19 protein-coding genes are annotated in these 16,991 nt (G+C 44.3%); 1 reads left to right on the top strand and 18 read right to left on the bottom strand.

The window, feature by feature from the left end; translation table 11 throughout:
* Positions 1-293 precede the first annotated feature (293 nt).
* The 18 genes from bamB to trmJ all read right to left on the bottom strand — a co-directional run bounded on the left by bamB (position 294) and on the right by trmJ (position 15,946).
* Positions 294-1,454: an outer membrane protein assembly factor BamB gene (gene bamB, locus VHA01S_RS17105; protein ID WP_023405598.1), complete on the bottom strand. Its 1,161-nt coding sequence runs from the start codon at positions 1,452-1,454 to the stop codon at positions 294-296.
* Between the two features lie 11 nt (positions 1,455-1,465).
* The gene (locus VHA01S_RS17100) at positions 1,466-2,080 is read right to left on the bottom strand and encodes a YfgM family protein (protein WP_023405597.1); all 615 of its coding nucleotides are present in this window, start codon (positions 2,078-2,080) and stop codon (positions 1,466-1,468) included.
* An 11-nt stretch (positions 2,081-2,091) separates the two neighbouring features.
* The gene (hisS, locus tag VHA01S_RS17095) at positions 2,092-3,360 is read right to left on the bottom strand and encodes a histidine--tRNA ligase (RefSeq protein WP_039971326.1); all 1,269 of its coding nucleotides are present in this window, start codon (positions 3,358-3,360) and stop codon (positions 2,092-2,094) included.
* A 42-nt stretch (positions 3,361-3,402) separates the two neighbouring features.
* Positions 3,403-4,524 carry a flavodoxin-dependent (E)-4-hydroxy-3-methylbut-2-enyl-diphosphate synthase gene (gene ispG / locus VHA01S_RS17090; protein WP_023405595.1) on the bottom strand — a complete coding sequence of 374 codons (1,122 nt, stop codon included), beginning with the start codon at positions 4,522-4,524 and terminating at the stop codon, positions 3,403-3,405.
* A 2-nt stretch (positions 4,525-4,526) separates the two neighbouring features.
* Entirely contained in the window at positions 4,527-5,453 is a 927-nt protein-coding gene (locus tag VHA01S_RS17085) for a RodZ domain-containing protein (RefSeq protein WP_023405594.1), read from the bottom strand.
* Positions 5,454-5,502: 49 nt separating this feature from the next.
* Positions 5,503-6,177 (bottom strand): type IV pilus biogenesis/stability protein PilW, encoded by a 675-nt coding sequence (pilW, locus tag VHA01S_RS17080; RefSeq protein WP_023405593.1) that lies wholly within the window; start codon positions 6,175-6,177, stop codon positions 5,503-5,505.
* 63 nt (positions 6,178-6,240) lie between these two features.
* A complete protein-coding gene (gene rlmN, locus VHA01S_RS17075; protein ID WP_023405592.1) occupies positions 6,241-7,356 on the bottom strand; it encodes a dual-specificity RNA methyltransferase RlmN in 1,116 nt (371 codons plus the stop codon).
* A gap of 156 nt (positions 7,357-7,512) precedes the next feature.
* Positions 7,513-7,941, bottom strand: coding sequence for a nucleoside-diphosphate kinase (gene ndk / locus VHA01S_RS17070; RefSeq protein WP_023405591.1), 429 nt, complete (start codon positions 7,939-7,941; stop codon positions 7,513-7,515).
* A gap of 84 nt (positions 7,942-8,025) precedes the next feature.
* On the bottom strand, positions 8,026-9,315 hold the full coding sequence (pepB, locus tag VHA01S_RS17065) for an aminopeptidase PepB (protein ID WP_023405590.1): 1,290 nt from the start codon (positions 9,313-9,315) through the stop codon (positions 8,026-8,028).
* Positions 9,316-9,539: 224 nt separating this feature from the next.
* Positions 9,540-9,734, bottom strand: a complete 195-nt coding sequence (gene iscX / locus VHA01S_RS17060) for a Fe-S cluster assembly protein IscX (RefSeq protein WP_023405589.1) — start codon at positions 9,732-9,734, stop codon at positions 9,540-9,542.
* A gap of 28 nt (positions 9,735-9,762) precedes the next feature.
* Positions 9,763-10,101 carry an ISC system 2Fe-2S type ferredoxin gene (fdx, locus tag VHA01S_RS17055; RefSeq protein ID WP_023405588.1) on the bottom strand — a complete coding sequence of 113 codons (339 nt, stop codon included), beginning with the start codon at positions 10,099-10,101 and terminating at the stop codon, positions 9,763-9,765.
* A 12-nt stretch (positions 10,102-10,113) separates the two neighbouring features.
* Positions 10,114-11,964 carry a Fe-S protein assembly chaperone HscA gene (hscA, locus tag VHA01S_RS17050; RefSeq protein ID WP_023405587.1) on the bottom strand — a complete coding sequence of 617 codons (1,851 nt, stop codon included), beginning with the start codon at positions 11,962-11,964 and terminating at the stop codon, positions 10,114-10,116.
* A gap of 22 nt (positions 11,965-11,986) precedes the next feature.
* Positions 11,987-12,502, bottom strand: a complete 516-nt coding sequence (hscB, locus tag VHA01S_RS17045) for a co-chaperone HscB (RefSeq protein ID WP_023405586.1) — start codon at positions 12,500-12,502, stop codon at positions 11,987-11,989.
* Positions 12,503-12,570: 68 nt separating this feature from the next.
* Positions 12,571-12,894 carry an iron-sulfur cluster assembly protein IscA gene (iscA, locus tag VHA01S_RS17040; protein ID WP_023405585.1) on the bottom strand — a complete coding sequence of 108 codons (324 nt, stop codon included), beginning with the start codon at positions 12,892-12,894 and terminating at the stop codon, positions 12,571-12,573.
* Between the two features lie 45 nt (positions 12,895-12,939).
* Positions 12,940-13,323, bottom strand: a complete 384-nt coding sequence (gene iscU / locus VHA01S_RS17035) for a Fe-S cluster assembly scaffold IscU (RefSeq protein WP_023405584.1) — start codon at positions 13,321-13,323, stop codon at positions 12,940-12,942.
* 33 nt (positions 13,324-13,356) lie between these two features.
* The gene (locus VHA01S_RS17030) at positions 13,357-14,571 is read right to left on the bottom strand and encodes an IscS subfamily cysteine desulfurase (RefSeq protein ID WP_023405583.1); all 1,215 of its coding nucleotides are present in this window, start codon (positions 14,569-14,571) and stop codon (positions 13,357-13,359) included.
* A 27-nt stretch (positions 14,572-14,598) separates the two neighbouring features.
* Positions 14,599-15,102 (bottom strand): Fe-S cluster assembly transcriptional regulator IscR, encoded by a 504-nt coding sequence (gene iscR / locus VHA01S_RS17025; RefSeq protein ID WP_023405582.1) that lies wholly within the window; start codon positions 15,100-15,102, stop codon positions 14,599-14,601.
* Between the two features lie 112 nt (positions 15,103-15,214).
* Complete coding sequence (gene trmJ / locus VHA01S_RS17020) at positions 15,215-15,946, bottom strand: tRNA (cytosine(32)/uridine(32)-2'-O)-methyltransferase TrmJ (RefSeq protein ID WP_023405581.1); 732 nt, start codon at positions 15,944-15,946, stop codon at positions 15,215-15,217.
* A 156-nt stretch (positions 15,947-16,102) separates the two neighbouring features.
* On the opposite strand from trmJ, the gene suhB reads away from it, so the two are divergent.
* Positions 16,103-16,906 carry an inositol-1-monophosphatase gene (gene suhB / locus VHA01S_RS17015; protein ID WP_023405580.1) on the top strand — a complete coding sequence of 268 codons (804 nt, stop codon included), beginning with the start codon at positions 16,103-16,105 and terminating at the stop codon, positions 16,904-16,906.
* The last annotated feature ends 85 nt before the right edge of the window (positions 16,907-16,991 follow it).

Here is a 16,991-nt window from a genome sequence, read left to right as displayed (position 1 = left end):
AGTGTGATTGGTATTATTGGTAAATATATGCTTATACCAATTCCGATAAGTCAGTGTTCATCAAACCCGATAGCAAACAATCGATGCATAGCAAACAATCGATGCACAGCAAGCAATGGTTTGCACCTTACTACATAACAGTAGGTATCGATGTAATCGGCAAGTACGATCACATATTTATCGGAATGGGTATGACCTATAACTACACTAAAATTAATAACAAAACGGCTCTTAACTGTTTCCAGTCAAGAGCCAATTGCGAATTATATCACGTTATGGGAACGTCTGGAGATCTAATTGATCTTCATCATCTTGACGTCACCGTTACGTGTTGTGATAACAAAACCATCTTCCACCTCTATAGGTGCGACGGCAAATCCGCTATCATCTTCCATCTGTTGAGAGATGAACTCACCAGTATTACGATCCAGCCAGTACAGATAACCTTCGCTATCTCCAAGCACTAATTTACGATCGATAACCGCAGGTCCAGTCAACAAACGATATTCAAGTTGACGGTTTTCCCAAAGCTCAGTACCACTGCGAGCATCGACCGCAACAATATGATCTTTATCTGTCACTAGGTAAATATTACGACCATCGGTCGCCATATTTTGTGCAGAAGAATAATTGCGTTTCCATGCCGCAGAGCCAGAACGAAGATCGATGGCAATCAGCTGACCGTTGATACCAATAGTATATAACATACCACCGATAACGAGTGGCTGAGCATCAGAGTCAACTAAGCGGTCAATCTCGGTGGCACCTTTTGGCGTACCGACCGGTTGTTGCCAAATCATTTGACCACGATCGACCAATGCCGCCGCTAAACGACCATTGGAAGTTCCCCAGAACACGCCACCAGAAACCGCAACCGGAGAGCTGGTTCCGCGTAAAGTGAGCGTCGGTACCTCAGTACTGACTGTCCACTTTTCGTTACCCGTTTCTTCATCTAATGCGATTAGTGCACCGCGAGTTGTGTGCACAAGCACAAGGTTTGAGTCAGTTTCAGGCACTGATAATACTTCGCCATCCACCTCTACACGCCACTTCTCTTCACCAGTGGCTGCATCTAACGAAATCACTTCGCCATTCTCAGAACCAATGAACAGCTGTCCGTATGAAGCTTTGATGCCGCCAGCCAAACGAGCTGGGACGTCTTTTTCTAAGTCTACTGACCAAACTTCATCACCCGATGTTGCATCAAACGCTGCCACATCTCCATCACGACTCGCCACAAACACTTTGTCATACGCGTAAGCTGGCGTCAGTTTAGAGAAGTACTGTCCGACACCATCACCCACTGAATTTGACCAAACAACAGAAGGCGTAAATTGGCTTTCTACAACGGGTACTGGCGCCATTATAATGGTGTCTTCTTCGCTAGCACACCCGACTAACGCTACCGTAAATGTAGTGAGAAGTATGCGACGAAGCCACTTGTTAGTTAGCATGCTAAGCGATCCTATTTGGCTAAATCATCAAGTTTGAACTGGATAGTTTGGCTAGCATCTGTGGCTTGTTGTGCTGCAGAATACGCTGTGTATGCACCTTCACTATCACCGTTACGAAGCAATAAATCGCCTTTTAGCTCAGCAATACGACCTTCCCAACCAGCCGCTTTTAGCGTGTCTAGTTCAGCAATCGCTGCATCCAAATCACCTAGTTCAGCTTTAACACGTACAGCACGCAAAGCGATAACAGGCGCCAGAGCTTCATCTTTAGTATTGGCTTTTGCCCACTCAAGTTGAGTCAAAGCAGACTTGTAGTCCGCTTGAGCTACTTGAGCTTGTGCAAGTTGTAATGCAGCCAATACTGCGTATTCGCGGTCAGAATGAGTATTGATAAAGGCTTGAATGTCATCAGAAGCCTCTAGACCTTTGGTGTTTAGCGCTTGAATAGTTTCAGCGTACTCAGCCGCTGCGCCTTCTTGGCCTGTGATGATTGAATCTTGGTAGTAACGCCAGCCAAATAAACCACCTAGGCCAATTACTACACCTAGAACGACTGCTTTACCGTTTTCTCTCCACCAATCCTTGATGGCTTCAACTTGTTGTTCTTCGCTATCGTACAATTCCACGACGGATCCTCTTAAATGAATTCTTTTAGTTTGTTTACCAGATCTGCTTGCGCGATAGTGATTTGCTCACCGCCGATGAGATCCTTGATTACGACATTATTCTCTGACACTTCGTTCTCACCCAGCACTAGCGCGACTGCTGCACCGACTTTGTCAGCTCGTTTAAATTGTTTTTTGAAATTGCCACCGCCGAAGTGATTCATAACGCGCAGCTCTGGCAATTGCTCACGCAACTCTTCAGCAAGTTTCATTCCCGCTAACATAGTGCCTTCGCCTGCTGTCACAACATAAGCGTCTACAGAGCGACGAACATCAGCAAGCTCTAACGTTTCTAGCATCAATACTAGACGCTCTAAGCCCATAGCAAAGCCAACTGCTTTAGTTGGTTTACCACCTAACTGCTCAACCAATCCGTCGTAGCGACCGCCACCACATACTGTACCCTGAGAGCCAAGGCTTTCAGTGATCCACTCGAATACTGTGCGGTTATAGTAATCTAAACCACGCACTAAGCGTTGATTAACTTGATATTCGATACCCGCCGCATCGAGAAGTTCACATAAACCCGCAAAATGTGCTTTAGATTCAGGGTCTAAGTAATCAGCAAGGCGTGGAGCTTCACCTAAAATAGCTTGAACATCGGCATTTTTACTGTCCAATACACGCAATGGGTTGGTGTACATGCGACGTTTGCAGTCATCATCTAAAACATCAATATGCTGTTCTAGATATTCAATCAATGCAGTGCGGTAATTCGCTCGCGCTTCTAGAGAACCAATCGAGTTCAGCTCTAAACGAACGTGTTTGTCGATGCCTAGCTCTCGCCATAAACGCGCCGTCATCATGATCAATTCAGCATCAACGTCAGGGCCATCAATACCAAATACTTCCACACCACATTGGTGGAATTGACGGTAACGGCCTTTTTGTGGACGCTCGTGGCGGAACATAGGTCCCATGTACCATAAACGTTGTTCTTGGTTGTATAGCAGACCATTTTCGATACCAGAGCGTACGCAACCTGCTGTACCTTCTGGACGCAGTGATAGGCTATCGCCGTTACGGTCTTCAAAGGTGTACATTTCCTTTTCAACCACATCGGTAACTTCACCGATAGCACGACTAAATAAGTTGGTCATTTCAACGATTGGCATACGCACTTCATTGTAACCGTATGCGCTGACTACACGTTTAACTGTCGACTCTAATTTCTGCCAAAGAGGCGATTGAGTAGGAAGGCAGTCATTCATGCCTCGAATTGCTTGGATTGTTTTTGCCACTATTAAATACCGTATATTGTCAGGGCGTGCGCCCTGAAACATTTATTTTTGAATGTTATTCACATCGATGCGATTTTGCGGATCTAATTGACTCGCTTTAGCGCGGATCTTAGCCTCAAGCTGATCGATGACATTGTCGTTATCAAAACGTTCTTTCTGGCGTTTGCCATCAAGGTAGTAAGCACTCTTTCTATTGCCACCAGCGATCCCCATATGAGAGACCTCAGCTTCACCAGGACCATTCACTACACAACCAATAATGGACACATCCATAGGTGTAATGATGTCTTCTAGTCGCTGCTCTAGTGTATTGACCGTATTGATCACATCAAATTCTTGACGTGAACATGTAGGACAAGCAATAAAGTTAATGCCACGAGAACGAATGCGTAGCGATTTAAGAATATCAAAACCCACTTTTACTTCTTCAACTGGATCGGCCGCCAGTGACACACGCAATGTATCACCGATGCCTTCAGAAAGAAGCATGCCTAACCCAACCGCTGATTTCACCGATCCCGCGCGTGCGCCACCGGCTTCTGTAATACCTAAGTGCAGTGGTTGATCTATCTTAGTGGCAAGCAGTCGATAAGAATCTACCGCCAGAAAAACATCTGATGCTTTTACGCTCACTTTAAACTGATCAAAGTTAAGACGATCTAAAATATCCACATGACGCATAGCGGATTCAACCAGCGCTTCGGCTGTTGGCTCGCCATACTTCTCTTGAATTTCTTTTTCTAAAGAACCACCATTTACCCCTATACGAATAGGGATATTCATATCTCGTGCGCAATCGACTACTGAGCGAATTCGATTTTCATTACCGATATTGCCTGGGTTGATGCGTAAGCAATCCACCCCGTATTCCGCCACTTTTAGAGCGATTCGGTAATCAAAATGAATGTCCGCAATCAATGGGACTTTGACTTGTTGCTTAATGATTTTAAACGCTTCTGCGGCATCCATTGTTGGAACAGAAACGCGCACCAAATCAGCACCTACTTTTTCTAAGGCATTGATTTGCGCAACCGTGGCTGCAACATCCGTGGTACGGGTGTTCGTCATCGACTGTACAGCGATGGGAGCCCCATCGCCAATGGGTACGCCGCCGACATAGATTCTTGTCGAAGGGCGACGTTTTATTGGAGATTCTTGATGCATAATTACTCTGCAGTGAAACGTGCTACTTTGCCCGCAGTATACCTAGAAAGGTCGATAGGTTCACCCGAAATTGAAAGTGAAACTACCTCTGGGGCGCCAAGTACGAATTTGAAAGGACCTTCACCGTCCAACTCAAGTTTCTGTCCTTCTTTTTTTACGCCAGTCCATAGAGTCTTACCACGGACATCTTGGATTTGGATCCAACAATCAGCAGTAAAGCTCATCGCAATTTTAGGCGCATTCTCAATTGCTTTTGCGGCAGTCTCAGTGGTTGATTCATGCTTTGGCACTGTCGCCACCAGCACGGTATCTTTTTCTGTATTCGTCGCCGCTTGAGTACCTGCGTCGCTGTCACTTGCTAACGCTGTTTCTTCATTTGCAGGCTGCGGATTGGCAACTAATTCAGGTGCAACGTTTGCCTCTGAAACTTCGCCATCAACGGGAGCGCTGACTTCGGTTGTCGCAAGATCATTGACAATAGCGTCAGTATTTTGTTCGCTCTGCCACCACCAAACCGCTGAGATACCTATGATGATAGTAAAAATACCCCAAGTGAGCTTCATAATATTATTATCATGCTTCTTTTTCTTGGTCTGTTGAGAAAAGCTCTGCATGCTGTCTTCATGAGGCTGAACTAACAAAGAGCTATCAAGTAATTCAACAATGGCTTTTTCATCAGCACCCACCGCGCGCGCATACGAACGAACGTATCCACGGGTAAATGTATGCACTTGTCCTTCTTGAAAGTCGTTACTTTCAATGCCTTGTATAATGGCTAATCTCAACCGTAAGCGATCTGCGATCTCTTTTTGGCTGATTCCTAAAGATTCTCGCTTGGCACGTAAAATATCACCAATCATAGCTGTGTTCGTATCGCCATCGGTTGAATCAGAATGCTGTTCTTCTACGTTGTTTGAGTCTTTGTTCATTATTTTGATTACTTCATTCTAATTAGGAAGTTAAATTAAGGATCGACCATCAATAATTCATAGATGATTTGCGATCAAGTTCATCTTGTAATTGTTGCACTTCTACTCTTGGACCAAACCTTGAGTGAATAGTTTGCAATCTTTGTCGAGCTTCGCTAAATGCGCCGAAGTGAATCGACAATTTGGCCAACTCAATATGACTTCGGAAGCGTGATGGCTCATACTCTAAAGACTTATGAAAATAAGTTTCAGCCAGCCTAAAATCGCCCTGCATTATTGCACAGATACCTGCATTTTCGTAGCTTGCAGCAACATACTCATAACGGGTCTGTTTTATCGCTTGCTTAAACTGCTTCTGAGCGGATCTGTATTTTTTCTGTCGGCATAAGAATACGCCGTAATCATTTAGCACAGTACCGTCATACGGTGATTGGGCTAATGCTTTTTGGTACCAAATATCAGCAACATTAGGCTCTGATACTTGCTGGTAATAATAGGCTATTGCAGAGGAAGCGCGTACATAATTGGGCGCATAACGGTATGCTAAGTCAAGATTTTGCTTTGCTCTGACATTGTACCCAAGGGCAAGGTAGTTTATACCCAGCTCTATACGAGCATCCGCAGCTTTGAGGGGGTTAAATTTCGCGGTTCCAGCCTCGCTATCAACTGTAACACAACCGAAAGTAAGACTGAGTAAAAAAAGTGTGACCAATCCTTTAAACATAAGGTTCCCCGGCAAGTATTATCGGGGAACCTCACGCCATGTAATCAACTGGTTTAATATCTGTTATAGAGTTTTAACAGGAATGGCTTCCCCAGTGTTTCGCTGAGTACGCTTAGTTCGGTCAATAACATCACCGACTAATTGACCACATGCCGCATCAATATCATCGCCACGAGTCTTACGTACAGTTACCGTGTAATCGTATTGCATCAAGGTTTTCATGAAACGATCAATGCGTGAATTACTTGGCTTCTTATAAGGTGAACCAGGATATGGGTTAAAAGGTATTAAATTGATCTTTGCTGGGGTGTCTTTTAGCAATTCTGCGAGTTGTCTCGCATGCTCCATGTCATCATTCACATGATCCAACAAGATATACTCAACGGTCACTTTGCCACGGTTCGCATTTGAAGTTGCAATATAACGACGTACCGACTCTAAGAATTCTTCAATATTCCAACGATCATTAATTGGCATGATCTGGCTACGTAATTCGTTGGTTGGGGCGTGCAATGAGATCGCTAGTGCTACATCGATATTACCTGTCATTTGGTCAAGACCAGAAACCACACCAGAAGTAGACACAGTGACGCGACGCTTAGATAAGCCAAAGCCTAAATCATCTAACATGATGTTCAATGATGGCATCAGGTTATTCATATTCAGTAATGGTTCACCCATGCCCATCATTACCACGTTGGTAATAGGGCGACGGCCTGTCTCTTTTTCGATACCAATTTCACGTGCAGCACGCCAAATTTGACCGGCAATCTCAGATACGCGTAAGTTACGGTTGAAGCCTTGCTGACCCGTTGAACAGAATTTACATTCTAGTGCACAGCCTACTTGAGAAGAAACACACAAGGTGGCTCTATCGCCATCAGGGATATAGACCGTCTCTACGTCTTGATCGCCTACGCGCATAGCCCATTTGATGGTGCCATCGCTAGAGTATTGCGCATCAGACACCTGCGGAGCACGGATCTCAGTAAGACGTTGCAATTTTTCACGCAACTTCTTATTTAAGTTGGTCATTTTCTCAAAGTCATCATAACCAAAGTGGTATATCCACTTCATTACCTGCTCTGCGCGGAATGCTTTTTCACCTAACTCATCAGCGAAGTACTGACGGAGTCCTTGGCGATCAAAATCAAGCAGATTAACTTTAGCTTTAGTCATGGAGCCTCTCAACAACGAACATCAAATCTCGGGGCGCAGATTGTACAGTGTTTGTGCAACCGCAACAACAATTATGTGAGCGAAGTAGAAGAAAGCGAAGAATGGAGTTTTAAAGGCTAGACCCTAATAAACTAGGGCCTAGTCGCTGTTTTAGCTTTAGGTTCTTGGATGGATTTCTGAAGCAGGGAAGAAAAACTCAATTTCACGAGCTGCAGAAATTGGGCTATCTGAGCCGTGTACCGAGTTGTAACGCATGCTAAGCGCATGGTCAGCACGAATAGTGCCACAAGCGGCTTGCTCAGGGTTAGTTTTGCCCATCAACTCACGATAACGAGCAATTGCGTCTTCGCCTTCAAGCACTTGCACCATAATAGGGCCAGAGGTCATAAACTCTTTAAGCTCCGAAAAGAATTCCTTTTCAGCATGTTCGGCATAAAATCCACCCGCCTGCTCATCGGTTAGATGTAGCATTTTTGCGGCTACAATACGTAGACCTGCTTGTTCAATTCGCTGATAAATAGTTCCGATGATATTGCGTTTTACCGCATCCGGTTTCACGATAGAAAATGTTCTTTCAATGGCCATTTATATTCCTTATAGCTCTTGAACCGTCTAAGACAGTTGTTTTGTTTCTATAAAAAAAGGCCCCAAAGGGACCTTAATTTCTAATTATTGATTGTTTAGAAGGTTTGCTAGTGTACGAATACCCATTCCTGTACCTCCAGCAGCCCACTTGTCTGAGGCAGACTTGCGATATGCCCCGGCACAATCAAAGTGCAACCAACCTGTTTTGTAATCTTCAACAAAGTAGGATAAGAACGCCGCCGCTGTTGATGCGCCCGGAGAATAGTCACCGCTACTGATATTGGAAAGATCCGCAAAGTTAGACGGCAACATACCACGATGGAAATCAGCCAAAGGTAGAGGCCATAGACCTTCTTTTTCTTCTGCTGCGCAAGCTAATGCTTGCTCCGATAGTGCGTTGTCAAAGCTAAGCAGTGCGTGGAAATCATTACCTAATGCATTTTTTGCCGCGCCAGTTAATGTCGCGCAATCAATGATCAATTCAGGGTGCTGTTCGCTGGCGTAGATAAGGCCATCAGCCAACACTAGACGCCCTTCAGCATCGGTGTTCATCACTTCTACTGTTTTGCCATTTTTATAGGTGATGACATCACCTAGTTTAATTGCACGTCCAGAGATCATGTTCTCCGCACAACACAGGATCAATTTCACGCGTTTGTTTAAGGCGCGAAGAATCGCTAATGCTAGGCCACCGGTGATAGTTGCCGCGCCGCCCATATCAGACTTCATTGCGGTCATGAATTGAGAAGGTTTTAAGCTGTAACCACCAGAATCAAAAGTGATGCCTTTACCCACTAGACACGCCATTACAGGAGCGTCAGGGTTACCCGTAGGGTTAAAGTCCAGTTGTAGCATTGCTGAGGTGCGCGCAGAGCCGCGTCCTACTGCGTAAATACCTTCCCAACCGCCTGTTAGTAGATCTTTATCTTTAACAATGCGGTAAGTTACCTGACCTTCTTCGGCTACTGATTTAATCAGTTCACCAGCCATAGTTGCAAGCTGACGAGGTGCAACTTCTTCTGCACTCTTGTTGATGATGTCACGAGTCCAGTTAGCTACTTTAATGCGGTCTTGAAGCTCTTTTTCATCCGCTTCAGCCAGTGGTTGCCACTCTAGTGTGTTGTTACGTTTTGGATTACGGAAACTTTGTGCAAAAGACCAGATAGTTTCTAGATCCCAAAGCTCGCCTACTAAGCTGACTTCTTTAATACCTTGCCCATCTAATTTACGCGCTGCTTTTTGAATTGCGCTGTAATCAAGAGTTTGGCCAATATGGACTAAGCAACCTTGCTCTGTGTGAGAAAGAACGGCGTTTTCGCCCCATTGAGGTGCTGCTTTATCTGTAGATAATGATACTTGCATTGCTGTCGACATGACCTCTCCTTGCCCTATATTTTACTTATATATTTTCAAGATACAGGAATCCTAGTTCCTCTGACAGAGGAAACTCTGCTATGCCATGAAAAGTAAGATCCCCTTCCTAGCAAGCCCTGCCTGATAACTTACTTATGGAGCCTATTATGCCTAGGCTCAATGCCAAAAACATAAAAATCGGGCGCAAAGGCCCGATTTTTATTAAATAAATGTTAAGTAGACCGTTAATCTGCTTCATCTAGCCAGCAAAGGATGATGGCTTCTAGAATTTTTTCATTCGAATGATTTGGTTCATCATCAAACTCTTCTAGATCTAATATCCATTGATGTAAGTCGGTAAAGCGTACCGTTTTAGGATCCATTTCAGGAAACTGTTCGACTAACTCAATGGCAATATCACGACTGTCTGTCCATTTCATGTCGCACTCCTTTATTTATGACAATTGATTAATGATCTTCTGAAGCGTGATTTAATGTATAACGAGGGATCTCAACCACAAGGTCTTCATCCGCAACCACGGCTTGGCAACCTAAGCGAGACTCTGGCTCAAGGCCCCACGCTTTATCTAACATATCGTCTTCTAGCTCTTCACTCTCTTCAAGAGAATCAAAACCTTCACGTACAATCACATGACATGTGGTGCAAGCGCAAGACTTCTCACAAGCATGCTCGATGCCGATGCCATTTTTCAAAGCTACATCTAATACTGTCTCACCTGAATTAGCCTCAAAAACAGCGCCTTCTGGACAGAGATCATCATGGGGTAAAACTACAATCTTAGGCATAGTACTTTATCTCTATATATCATCTACTGACTGGCCAGATAACGCCTGGCGAATCGATTTATCCATACGACGAGACGCAAACTCTTGGCTTGCTTTATCCGTCTTCTTAATTCCATCTTCAATTGCATCGGCGTTGTCACTATTACGCAATGCGATCAAATCTTCAATTACGCTAAGCAGTTGGGTGCGCTCTTGCTCACTCAATAACTCATCGCCGTCTGCTTGCAGTGCTGCAATTAGACCTTCAATAACACGATCCGCTTCTACGCGCTGCTCAGCTAACGCTCTAGCGTGCATATCTTCTTTGGCAAACGCCATTGAATCTTTCAGCATGTTAGTCACTTCAGTATCGCTCAAGCCATAAGAAGGCTTAACTTGGATCTCTGATTGAACACCGGTGCTTTTTTCCATTGCAGTAACAGACAATAAGCCATCTGCATCCACTTGATAAGTGACACGAATATGCGCGGCACCTGCGGCCATTGCTGGGATACCTTTTAAGGCAAACTTAGCTAACGAGCGACAATCATCAACCATCTCGCGCTCACCTTGTACGGTGTGCACTGTCATAGCCGTTTGCCCATCTTTGAATGTAGTAAATTCTTGTGCTCTAGCAACCGGAATAGTGGTGTTACGCGGAATGATTTTTTCCACTAAGCCACCCATGGTTTCAATGCCAAGAGAAAGTGGAATCACATCAAGTAACAGCATGTCCGAGTCAGGTTTATTGCCCGCTAAAATATCCGCTTGAATGGCTGCGCCAATTGCGACCACTTCGTCTGGGTTAATGTTGGTTAATGGCTGCTTATCGAAAAACTCACCTACCATTGAACGCACTAAAGGGGTGCGAGTTGAACCGCCGACCATTACCACTTCAAGCACTTCATCTTTGCTGACTTCGGCGTCTTTAATCGCACGGCGACAAGACATCAATGTTTTCTTCACTAGCGAACGAATCAGATCGTCGAAAGTTTCTCGGCTGATCACGCCTTGCCAATCAAGTACCGAGACTTGGGTTTGTTCATTATCCGACAGTGCAATTTTGGTGCGAGCCGCAGCATTGAGCAAAATACGGTTTTGTTCAGCGGTTGGCGCATCTAATCCCATTTCATTTTGAATGTACTCGGCAAGAAGATGATCAAAGTCATCCCCACCTAGCGCAGAATCACCGCCAGTAGACAGCACTTCAAATACGCCTTTAGATAAGCGTAAGATAGAAATATCAAAGGTACCGCCACCTAAATCATAAACTGCAATCACACCTTCTTGGGCGGAATCTAAGCCGTAAGCAATAGCCGCAGCCGTAGGTTCATTAAGTAGACGCAAGACATTTAAGCCTGCTAGTTTGGCGGCATCTTTAGTGCCTGCACGCTGCGCGTCATCAAAGTAAGCAGGAACGGTAATAACTACACCGGTTAAATCGCCACCTAACGTTTTCTCGGCGCGTTGGCCTAAGGCACGTAGAATATCAGCCGATACTTCTATAGGATTTTTATTACCGCTGTTGGTTTGTAAGATTGGTAAACCATTCTCACTATCCACAATTGAATACGGTAAATTAGGGTAGCGCTGCTTGATATCAGCCACAGAGCGACCAAGAAGGCGCTTCACTGAAATAATGGTGTTTTGCGGGTCACTTTCTGCAGCATCAATAGCTGAATATCCAACACTGACACTGTCAGTTTGATAATGCACCGCTGAAGGCAATATAGCGCGACCTTCAGAGTCTAATAACGGGCTAGCTTGGCCACTGCGCATTGAAGCTACCAGTGAATTGGTGGTACCAAGGTCAATACCTGCCGCAAGCTTGTGTTCGTGTGGTGCAGAACTTTGGCCCGGCTCTGCTATCTGAAGTAATGGCATGACATTCCTATAATTTGTACGACTAACCGAGTAGTCTTTCTTCTAATCGTTCAATTTCTACTAATAATTTAGCGATAAACTTAAGCTTTCTTACGCTGTCTGCAGCTGCAATCCAATCTTCATTATTCAATTGCTGCTCAACAACTTGTAATTGCTGTTTGTGCATTTTGGAGACTTTCTCTGCAAAATCAAACAACCGGTCTTCCGCGCTATCACTGTCACCGATCTCTTCAAGCTCTTCCCTTAATTCCATCTGTTGCATTAAAAATAGAGGGTCTTGCATGGTTTGTTGTTCGGCACGAATATCATGCTGGTTTTCGGCCAAGATATATTCTGCGCGAGAGATGGGACTTTTAAGGGTTTGATAAGCGTCATTGATGGTCGCTGCTTTCTGAACGGCCATGAGTCGATCTCGTTCGGAAGCGGTAGCAAATTTATCAGGATGAAAACGACGCTGTAATTCTCTAAATTGAGAAGAAAGAAGGCCACCATCCACTGTAAATTGTGTCGGTAGCCCAAATAGTTCGAAGTGGTTCATAATGAAACTCTCGATATCTTAAAGAGAGAGGGCCCATCTGATGACGAGCCCAAGCCTTAACTCGCTAGTTAAACGTTGAAGCTCTCGCCACAACCACATTCACTCTTAGCGTTTGGATTGTTAAATTCAAATCCTTCGTTAAGACCTTCTTTTACGTAATCTAACTCTGTACCATCAAGGTATACAAGGCTCTTGGCATCGATTACAACTTTCACACCGTCATGCTCGAAAACACTGTCTTCTTCGTTTACTTCATCTACGAATTCAAGCACATACGCCATACCTGAACAGCCGGTAGTCTTTATACCTAAACGTAAGCCGAAACCTTTACCTCGACTGTCTAGAAAAGCTCTAACGCGTTCTGCCGCGGTTTCTGTCATTGTGATGGCCATACTACAACCTTTATTGCCAATGAGGGGGAGCTCCCCCTCTAGTTATTACTCTTGATGTTTTTTCTTATAATCTGATACCGCTGCTTTAATAGCATCTTCGGCAAGAATAGAACAGTGCACCTTAACCGGTGGCAGTTCTAACTCGTCAGCAATTTCAGAGTTTTTAATTGCAGCTGCTTCGTCTACCGTTTTGCCTTTTACCCACTCAGTTACAAGTGAACTTGAAGCAATGGCACTACCACAACCGTAAGTTTTAAATTTTGCATCTTCAATAATGCCCTCTGGGGTCACTTTGATCTGCAGTTTCATTACGTCACCACACGCGGGTGCACCTACCATACCGCTACCTACGTTTGGATCTTCTTTATCAAAAGAACCAACGTTGCGTGGGTTTTCGTAGTGGTCAATTACTTTTTCACTGTAAGCCATAATATTGTCCTCTAATCCTCTACTTCCTTGGAATTAGTGATGTGCCCACTCTACAGTGTCCAAATCAATGCCTTCCTTGTACATATCCCAAAGTGGAGATATGTCGCGTAATTTAGTTACCGCTGTGCAAATTTGCTCAGCAGCGTGGTCGATTTCTTCTTCAGTGGTATAACGACCAAAGGAGAAGCGTACTGAACTGTGTGCAAGTTCATCATTTAAACCTAAAGCACGAAGTACGTATGAAGGTTCAAGGCTTGCCGAAGTACATGCCGAACCTGAAGAAACCGCTAAGTCTTTTAATGACATAAGCAGAGACTCACCTTCAACAAAAGCAAAGCTTACGTTCAAGTTGTTTGGTACACGTTGCTCAAAATCACCATTCACAGTCACGGCTTCAAGACCTTTGATTTTATCCATCAAACGGTTACGTAGCGCCAGTGCGTGTTGGTAATCTTGTTCCATTTCTAACTTAGCAATACGGAATGCTTCACCCATACCCACAATTTGATGAGTCGGTAATGTGCCAGAACGGAAACCACGCTCATGACCGCCACCGTGCATTTGTGCTTCTAGGCGAATACGTGGTTTACGACGAACATAAAGTGCGCCAATCCCTTTCGGACCGTAGACTTTATGTGCAGAAAGAGAGATAAGATCCACTTTCATTTCTTGAACGTCGATAGGTAGTTTACCCGCTGATTGCGCGGCATCTACATGGAAAGTAATTTTGCGTTCGCGACACATTTCACCAATTGAAGTGATGTCTTGAATAACGCCGATTTCGTTGTTTACATGCATGATAGAAACAAGAATGGTGTCTTCGCGAATTGCGTCTTGCAGCTTGTTCAGGTCAATTAGGCCATTAGGTTCTGGCTGTAGGTAAGTTACCTCAAAGCCTTCACGCTCTAATTGGCGGCATGGATCTAAAACCGCTTTATGTTCTGTTTTACAAGTAATAACGTGCTTGCCTTTCTTTGAATAGAAATGCGCAGCACCTTTAATCGCAAGGTTATCAGACTCTGTTGCACCGGATGTAAATACGATCTCACGAGGATCTGCATTCAATAAATCTGCGATATTCTCACGCGCCGTGTCGACTGCTTCTTCTGCTTGCCATCCATAACGGTGTGAACGAGAGGCTGGGTTACCGAAGTTGCCATCCATCGTCATATGTTGAAACATCTTCTTCGCAACACGTTCATCGACTGGGCAAGTTGCTGAGTAGTCTAAATAAATTGGCAGTTTCATTATTTACTCCAAGTAAAACTGTTTGCTCTATGAGCGGACATTGATGCCGATTGCTTCTGCAATTGATCTAGAGCTAAATCCATGATTTGACGCTAAATCCATGTCTTGACGACCTGAAATTTCTAGAACTTCATTATCTTGCATCAACTCACCTAAGGTGATGTTGTTTAAAAAATCGCTAATTCGAGAACTCAAATCTCGCCACAGGGTATGAGTAAGACAACGAACGCCTCCCTGACAACTAGCTTTACCGTTACAACGAGTCGCTTCTACAGACTCATCAACCGCTGAGATAATAGTGCCAATAGCGATAAATTGCGCTTCTTTGCCCAAGTTATAACCGCCACCAGGACCTCGAACACTTGCCACTAAACCTGCTTTACGCAACTTTGAAAACAACTGCTCCAAATAAGAGAGAGATATACCTTGGCGCTCCGATATATCGGCCAGTGGTACTGGGCCACACTGAGAATGCAATGCTACATCAAGCATGGCGGTTACGGCATATCTTCCTTTCGATGTAAGCTTCATATCACACTCTTTCCGATTACGTTTGATAGGGAAAGTCTCCCATACCCGACAAAAACGGTCAAGTATTTATTTGACCAATTTACTCAAGTATTTATCCCTAAACATAATGCGGTTATTTTTTGTGCGCTATTTCTTTTTGTACTGCGGTCAGTACGCCACGTAAAATGTTGATTTCTTGGGCTTCAGGACGAGCACGACTAAATAGCCTTCTCAGCTTACTCATCACCTGATTTGGTTTATCCTCTTCAATAAACTGGGTATCAACAAGCACATTTTCAAGGTGCTGATAGAACATTTCTAGTTCATTGTGTCGTGAATAAACAGCTGGCTCACTCTCTGGGTACTGAGCTTTGTCACTTTCAAGAAAGGCCATACGCACTTCATAACAAAGGGTTTGCACCGCCATTGCTAAATTTAATGAGCTGTACTCAGGGTTAGCTGGGATTGCGACATGGTATTGGCAAAGTTGTAATTCATCGTTAGTAAGACCTGTTCTTTCACGACCAAACACTAATGCAACTTGTGAATGCGTCCCTTCTTGTACAAACTTAACGCCACACTCACGCGGTTCTAGCATAGGCCAGTTTAAGGTACGAGAACGCGCACTAGACCCCACAACAAGGGCGCAGTCTGCGACAGCTTCTTGCATAGTGGCAAAGATCTGCGCATTGTTCACCACATCATCCGCACCGGCGGCTAACGCCATGGTTTGATCGTCTATTTCACATTGAGGATCAACCAACACCAGTTGCTTGAGTCCCATCACTTTCATTGCTCTTGCTGCTGAGCCGATATTTCCTGGGTGAGAGGTTCCCACCAACACCACTTTGACGTTTTGTAACATCAAGCTTACCTCTGTTTATTAGAACCGAAGCATGTTATCACATACCCATAGTGGCGCAAAAAAAACACACGAACAAAAAATAACCACTTCCCTTTTGCCAAGAACTTGCTTATACTCCGCACCGCTTTCGTTCTTTAACATCCGTTGGGTATAACTATGCATCCTATGCTAAATATCGCTATTCGCGCTGCGCGAAAAGCTGGCAATCATATTGCGAAATCTCTAGAAACTGCTGACAAGATTGAAGTCTCGCTAAAAGGCGAAAATGACTTCATGACTAACATCAATAAAGACGCAGAACATGTGATTATCGATACCATCAAGTCTTCTTACCCTGACCACAGCATTGTTGCTGAAGAGTCTGGTTTGACTACTGGTAAAGATGACGCAGTTCAATGGATCATTGACCCACTGGATGGCACCAATAACTTCGTTAAGGGTATCCCACACTTCGCTGTATCTATTGCTGTTCGCATCAATGGTAAAACAGAAGTTGCTTGTGTTTATGACCCAATGCTTAACGAGCTATTCACTGCGCAACGTGGTGCTGGCGCTCAGCTAAACAACTCACGTATCCGTGTAAAACAACATAAAGACCTTCAAGGTACTGTGCTTGCTACTGGCTTCCCATTCAAGCAAAAACAACACTCTGAATCTTACTTCAAAATCATGAGCTCTCTATTTACCGAAGTGGCTGATTTCCGTCGCACCGGTTCTCCTGCTCTTGATCTATGTTATCTTGCGGCTAACCGTGTTGACGGTTACTTTGAACTTGGTCTTAAGCCTTGGGATCTTGCAGCTGGCGACCTTATCGCTCGTGAAGCTGGCGTGATTCTGACTGACTTTGCTGGCGGTACTGATTACATGAAGTCTGGCAACATTGTTGGCTCTAGTGCTCGCGGCGTTAAAAACATTCTTCGTCACATCCGTGAAAACGCAAACGAAGGTATGTTGAAGTAATCGTCTCTGCGAATACAAAAAACATAAAAAAAACGGCCATCATCTGATGGCCGTTTTTTTATTTCGAATTTATACCAATCACACT

It is taken from the genome of Vibrio halioticoli NBRC 102217 (assembly GCF_000496695.1).
GTDB classification, from domain to species: domain Bacteria; phylum Pseudomonadota; class Gammaproteobacteria; order Enterobacterales; family Vibrionaceae; genus Vibrio; species Vibrio halioticoli.
Note: the sequence above shows the minus strand (reverse complement) of the source record. Positions and strands in the feature narration are given on the sequence as shown.

What these genes read in the sequence shown, in the direction of transcription:
- suhB (WP_023405580.1), top strand. Translation starts at nt 16,103, where the DNA reads ATGCATCCTATGCTAAATATCGCTATTCGCGCTGCGCGAAAAGCTGGC.
- ndk (WP_023405591.1), bottom strand. Translation starts at nt 7,941, where the DNA reads ATGGCCATTGAAAGAACATTTTCTATCGTGAAACCGGATGCGGTAAAA.
- bamB (WP_023405598.1), bottom strand. Translation starts at nt 1,454, where the DNA reads ATGCTAACTAACAAGTGGCTTCGTCGCATACTTCTCACTACATTTACG.
- VHA01S_RS17085 (WP_023405594.1), bottom strand. Translation starts at nt 5,453, where the DNA reads ATGAACAAAGACTCAAACAACGTAGAAGAACAGCATTCTGATTCAACC.
- fdx (WP_023405588.1), bottom strand. Translation starts at nt 10,101, where the DNA reads ATGCCTAAGATTGTAGTTTTACCCCATGATGATCTCTGTCCAGAAGGC.
- hscB (WP_023405586.1), bottom strand. Translation starts at nt 12,502, where the DNA reads ATGAACCACTTCGAACTATTTGGGCTACCGACACAATTTACAGTGGAT.
- iscA (WP_023405585.1), bottom strand. Translation starts at nt 12,894, where the DNA reads ATGGCCATCACAATGACAGAAACCGCGGCAGAACGCGTTAGAGCTTTT.
- pepB (WP_023405590.1), bottom strand. Translation starts at nt 9,315, where the DNA reads ATGTCGACAGCAATGCAAGTATCATTATCTACAGATAAAGCAGCACCT.
- iscU (WP_023405584.1), bottom strand. Translation starts at nt 13,323, where the DNA reads ATGGCTTACAGTGAAAAAGTAATTGACCACTACGAAAACCCACGCAAC.
- iscR (WP_023405582.1), bottom strand. Translation starts at nt 15,102, where the DNA reads ATGAAGCTTACATCGAAAGGAAGATATGCCGTAACCGCCATGCTTGAT.
- trmJ (WP_023405581.1), bottom strand. Translation starts at nt 15,946, where the DNA reads ATGTTACAAAACGTCAAAGTGGTGTTGGTGGGAACCTCTCACCCAGGA.
- pilW (WP_023405593.1), bottom strand. Translation starts at nt 6,177, where the DNA reads ATGTTTAAAGGATTGGTCACACTTTTTTTACTCAGTCTTACTTTCGGT.
- VHA01S_RS17030 (WP_023405583.1), bottom strand. Translation starts at nt 14,571, where the DNA reads ATGAAACTGCCAATTTATTTAGACTACTCAGCAACTTGCCCAGTCGAT.
- rlmN (WP_023405592.1), bottom strand. Translation starts at nt 7,356, where the DNA reads ATGACTAAAGCTAAAGTTAATCTGCTTGATTTTGATCGCCAAGGACTC.
- iscX (WP_023405589.1), bottom strand. Translation starts at nt 9,734, where the DNA reads ATGAAATGGACAGACAGTCGTGATATTGCCATTGAGTTAGTCGAACAG.
- ispG (WP_023405595.1), bottom strand. Translation starts at nt 4,524, where the DNA reads ATGCATCAAGAATCTCCAATAAAACGTCGCCCTTCGACAAGAATCTAT.
- hscA (WP_023405587.1), bottom strand. Translation starts at nt 11,964, where the DNA reads ATGCCATTACTTCAGATAGCAGAGCCGGGCCAAAGTTCTGCACCACAC.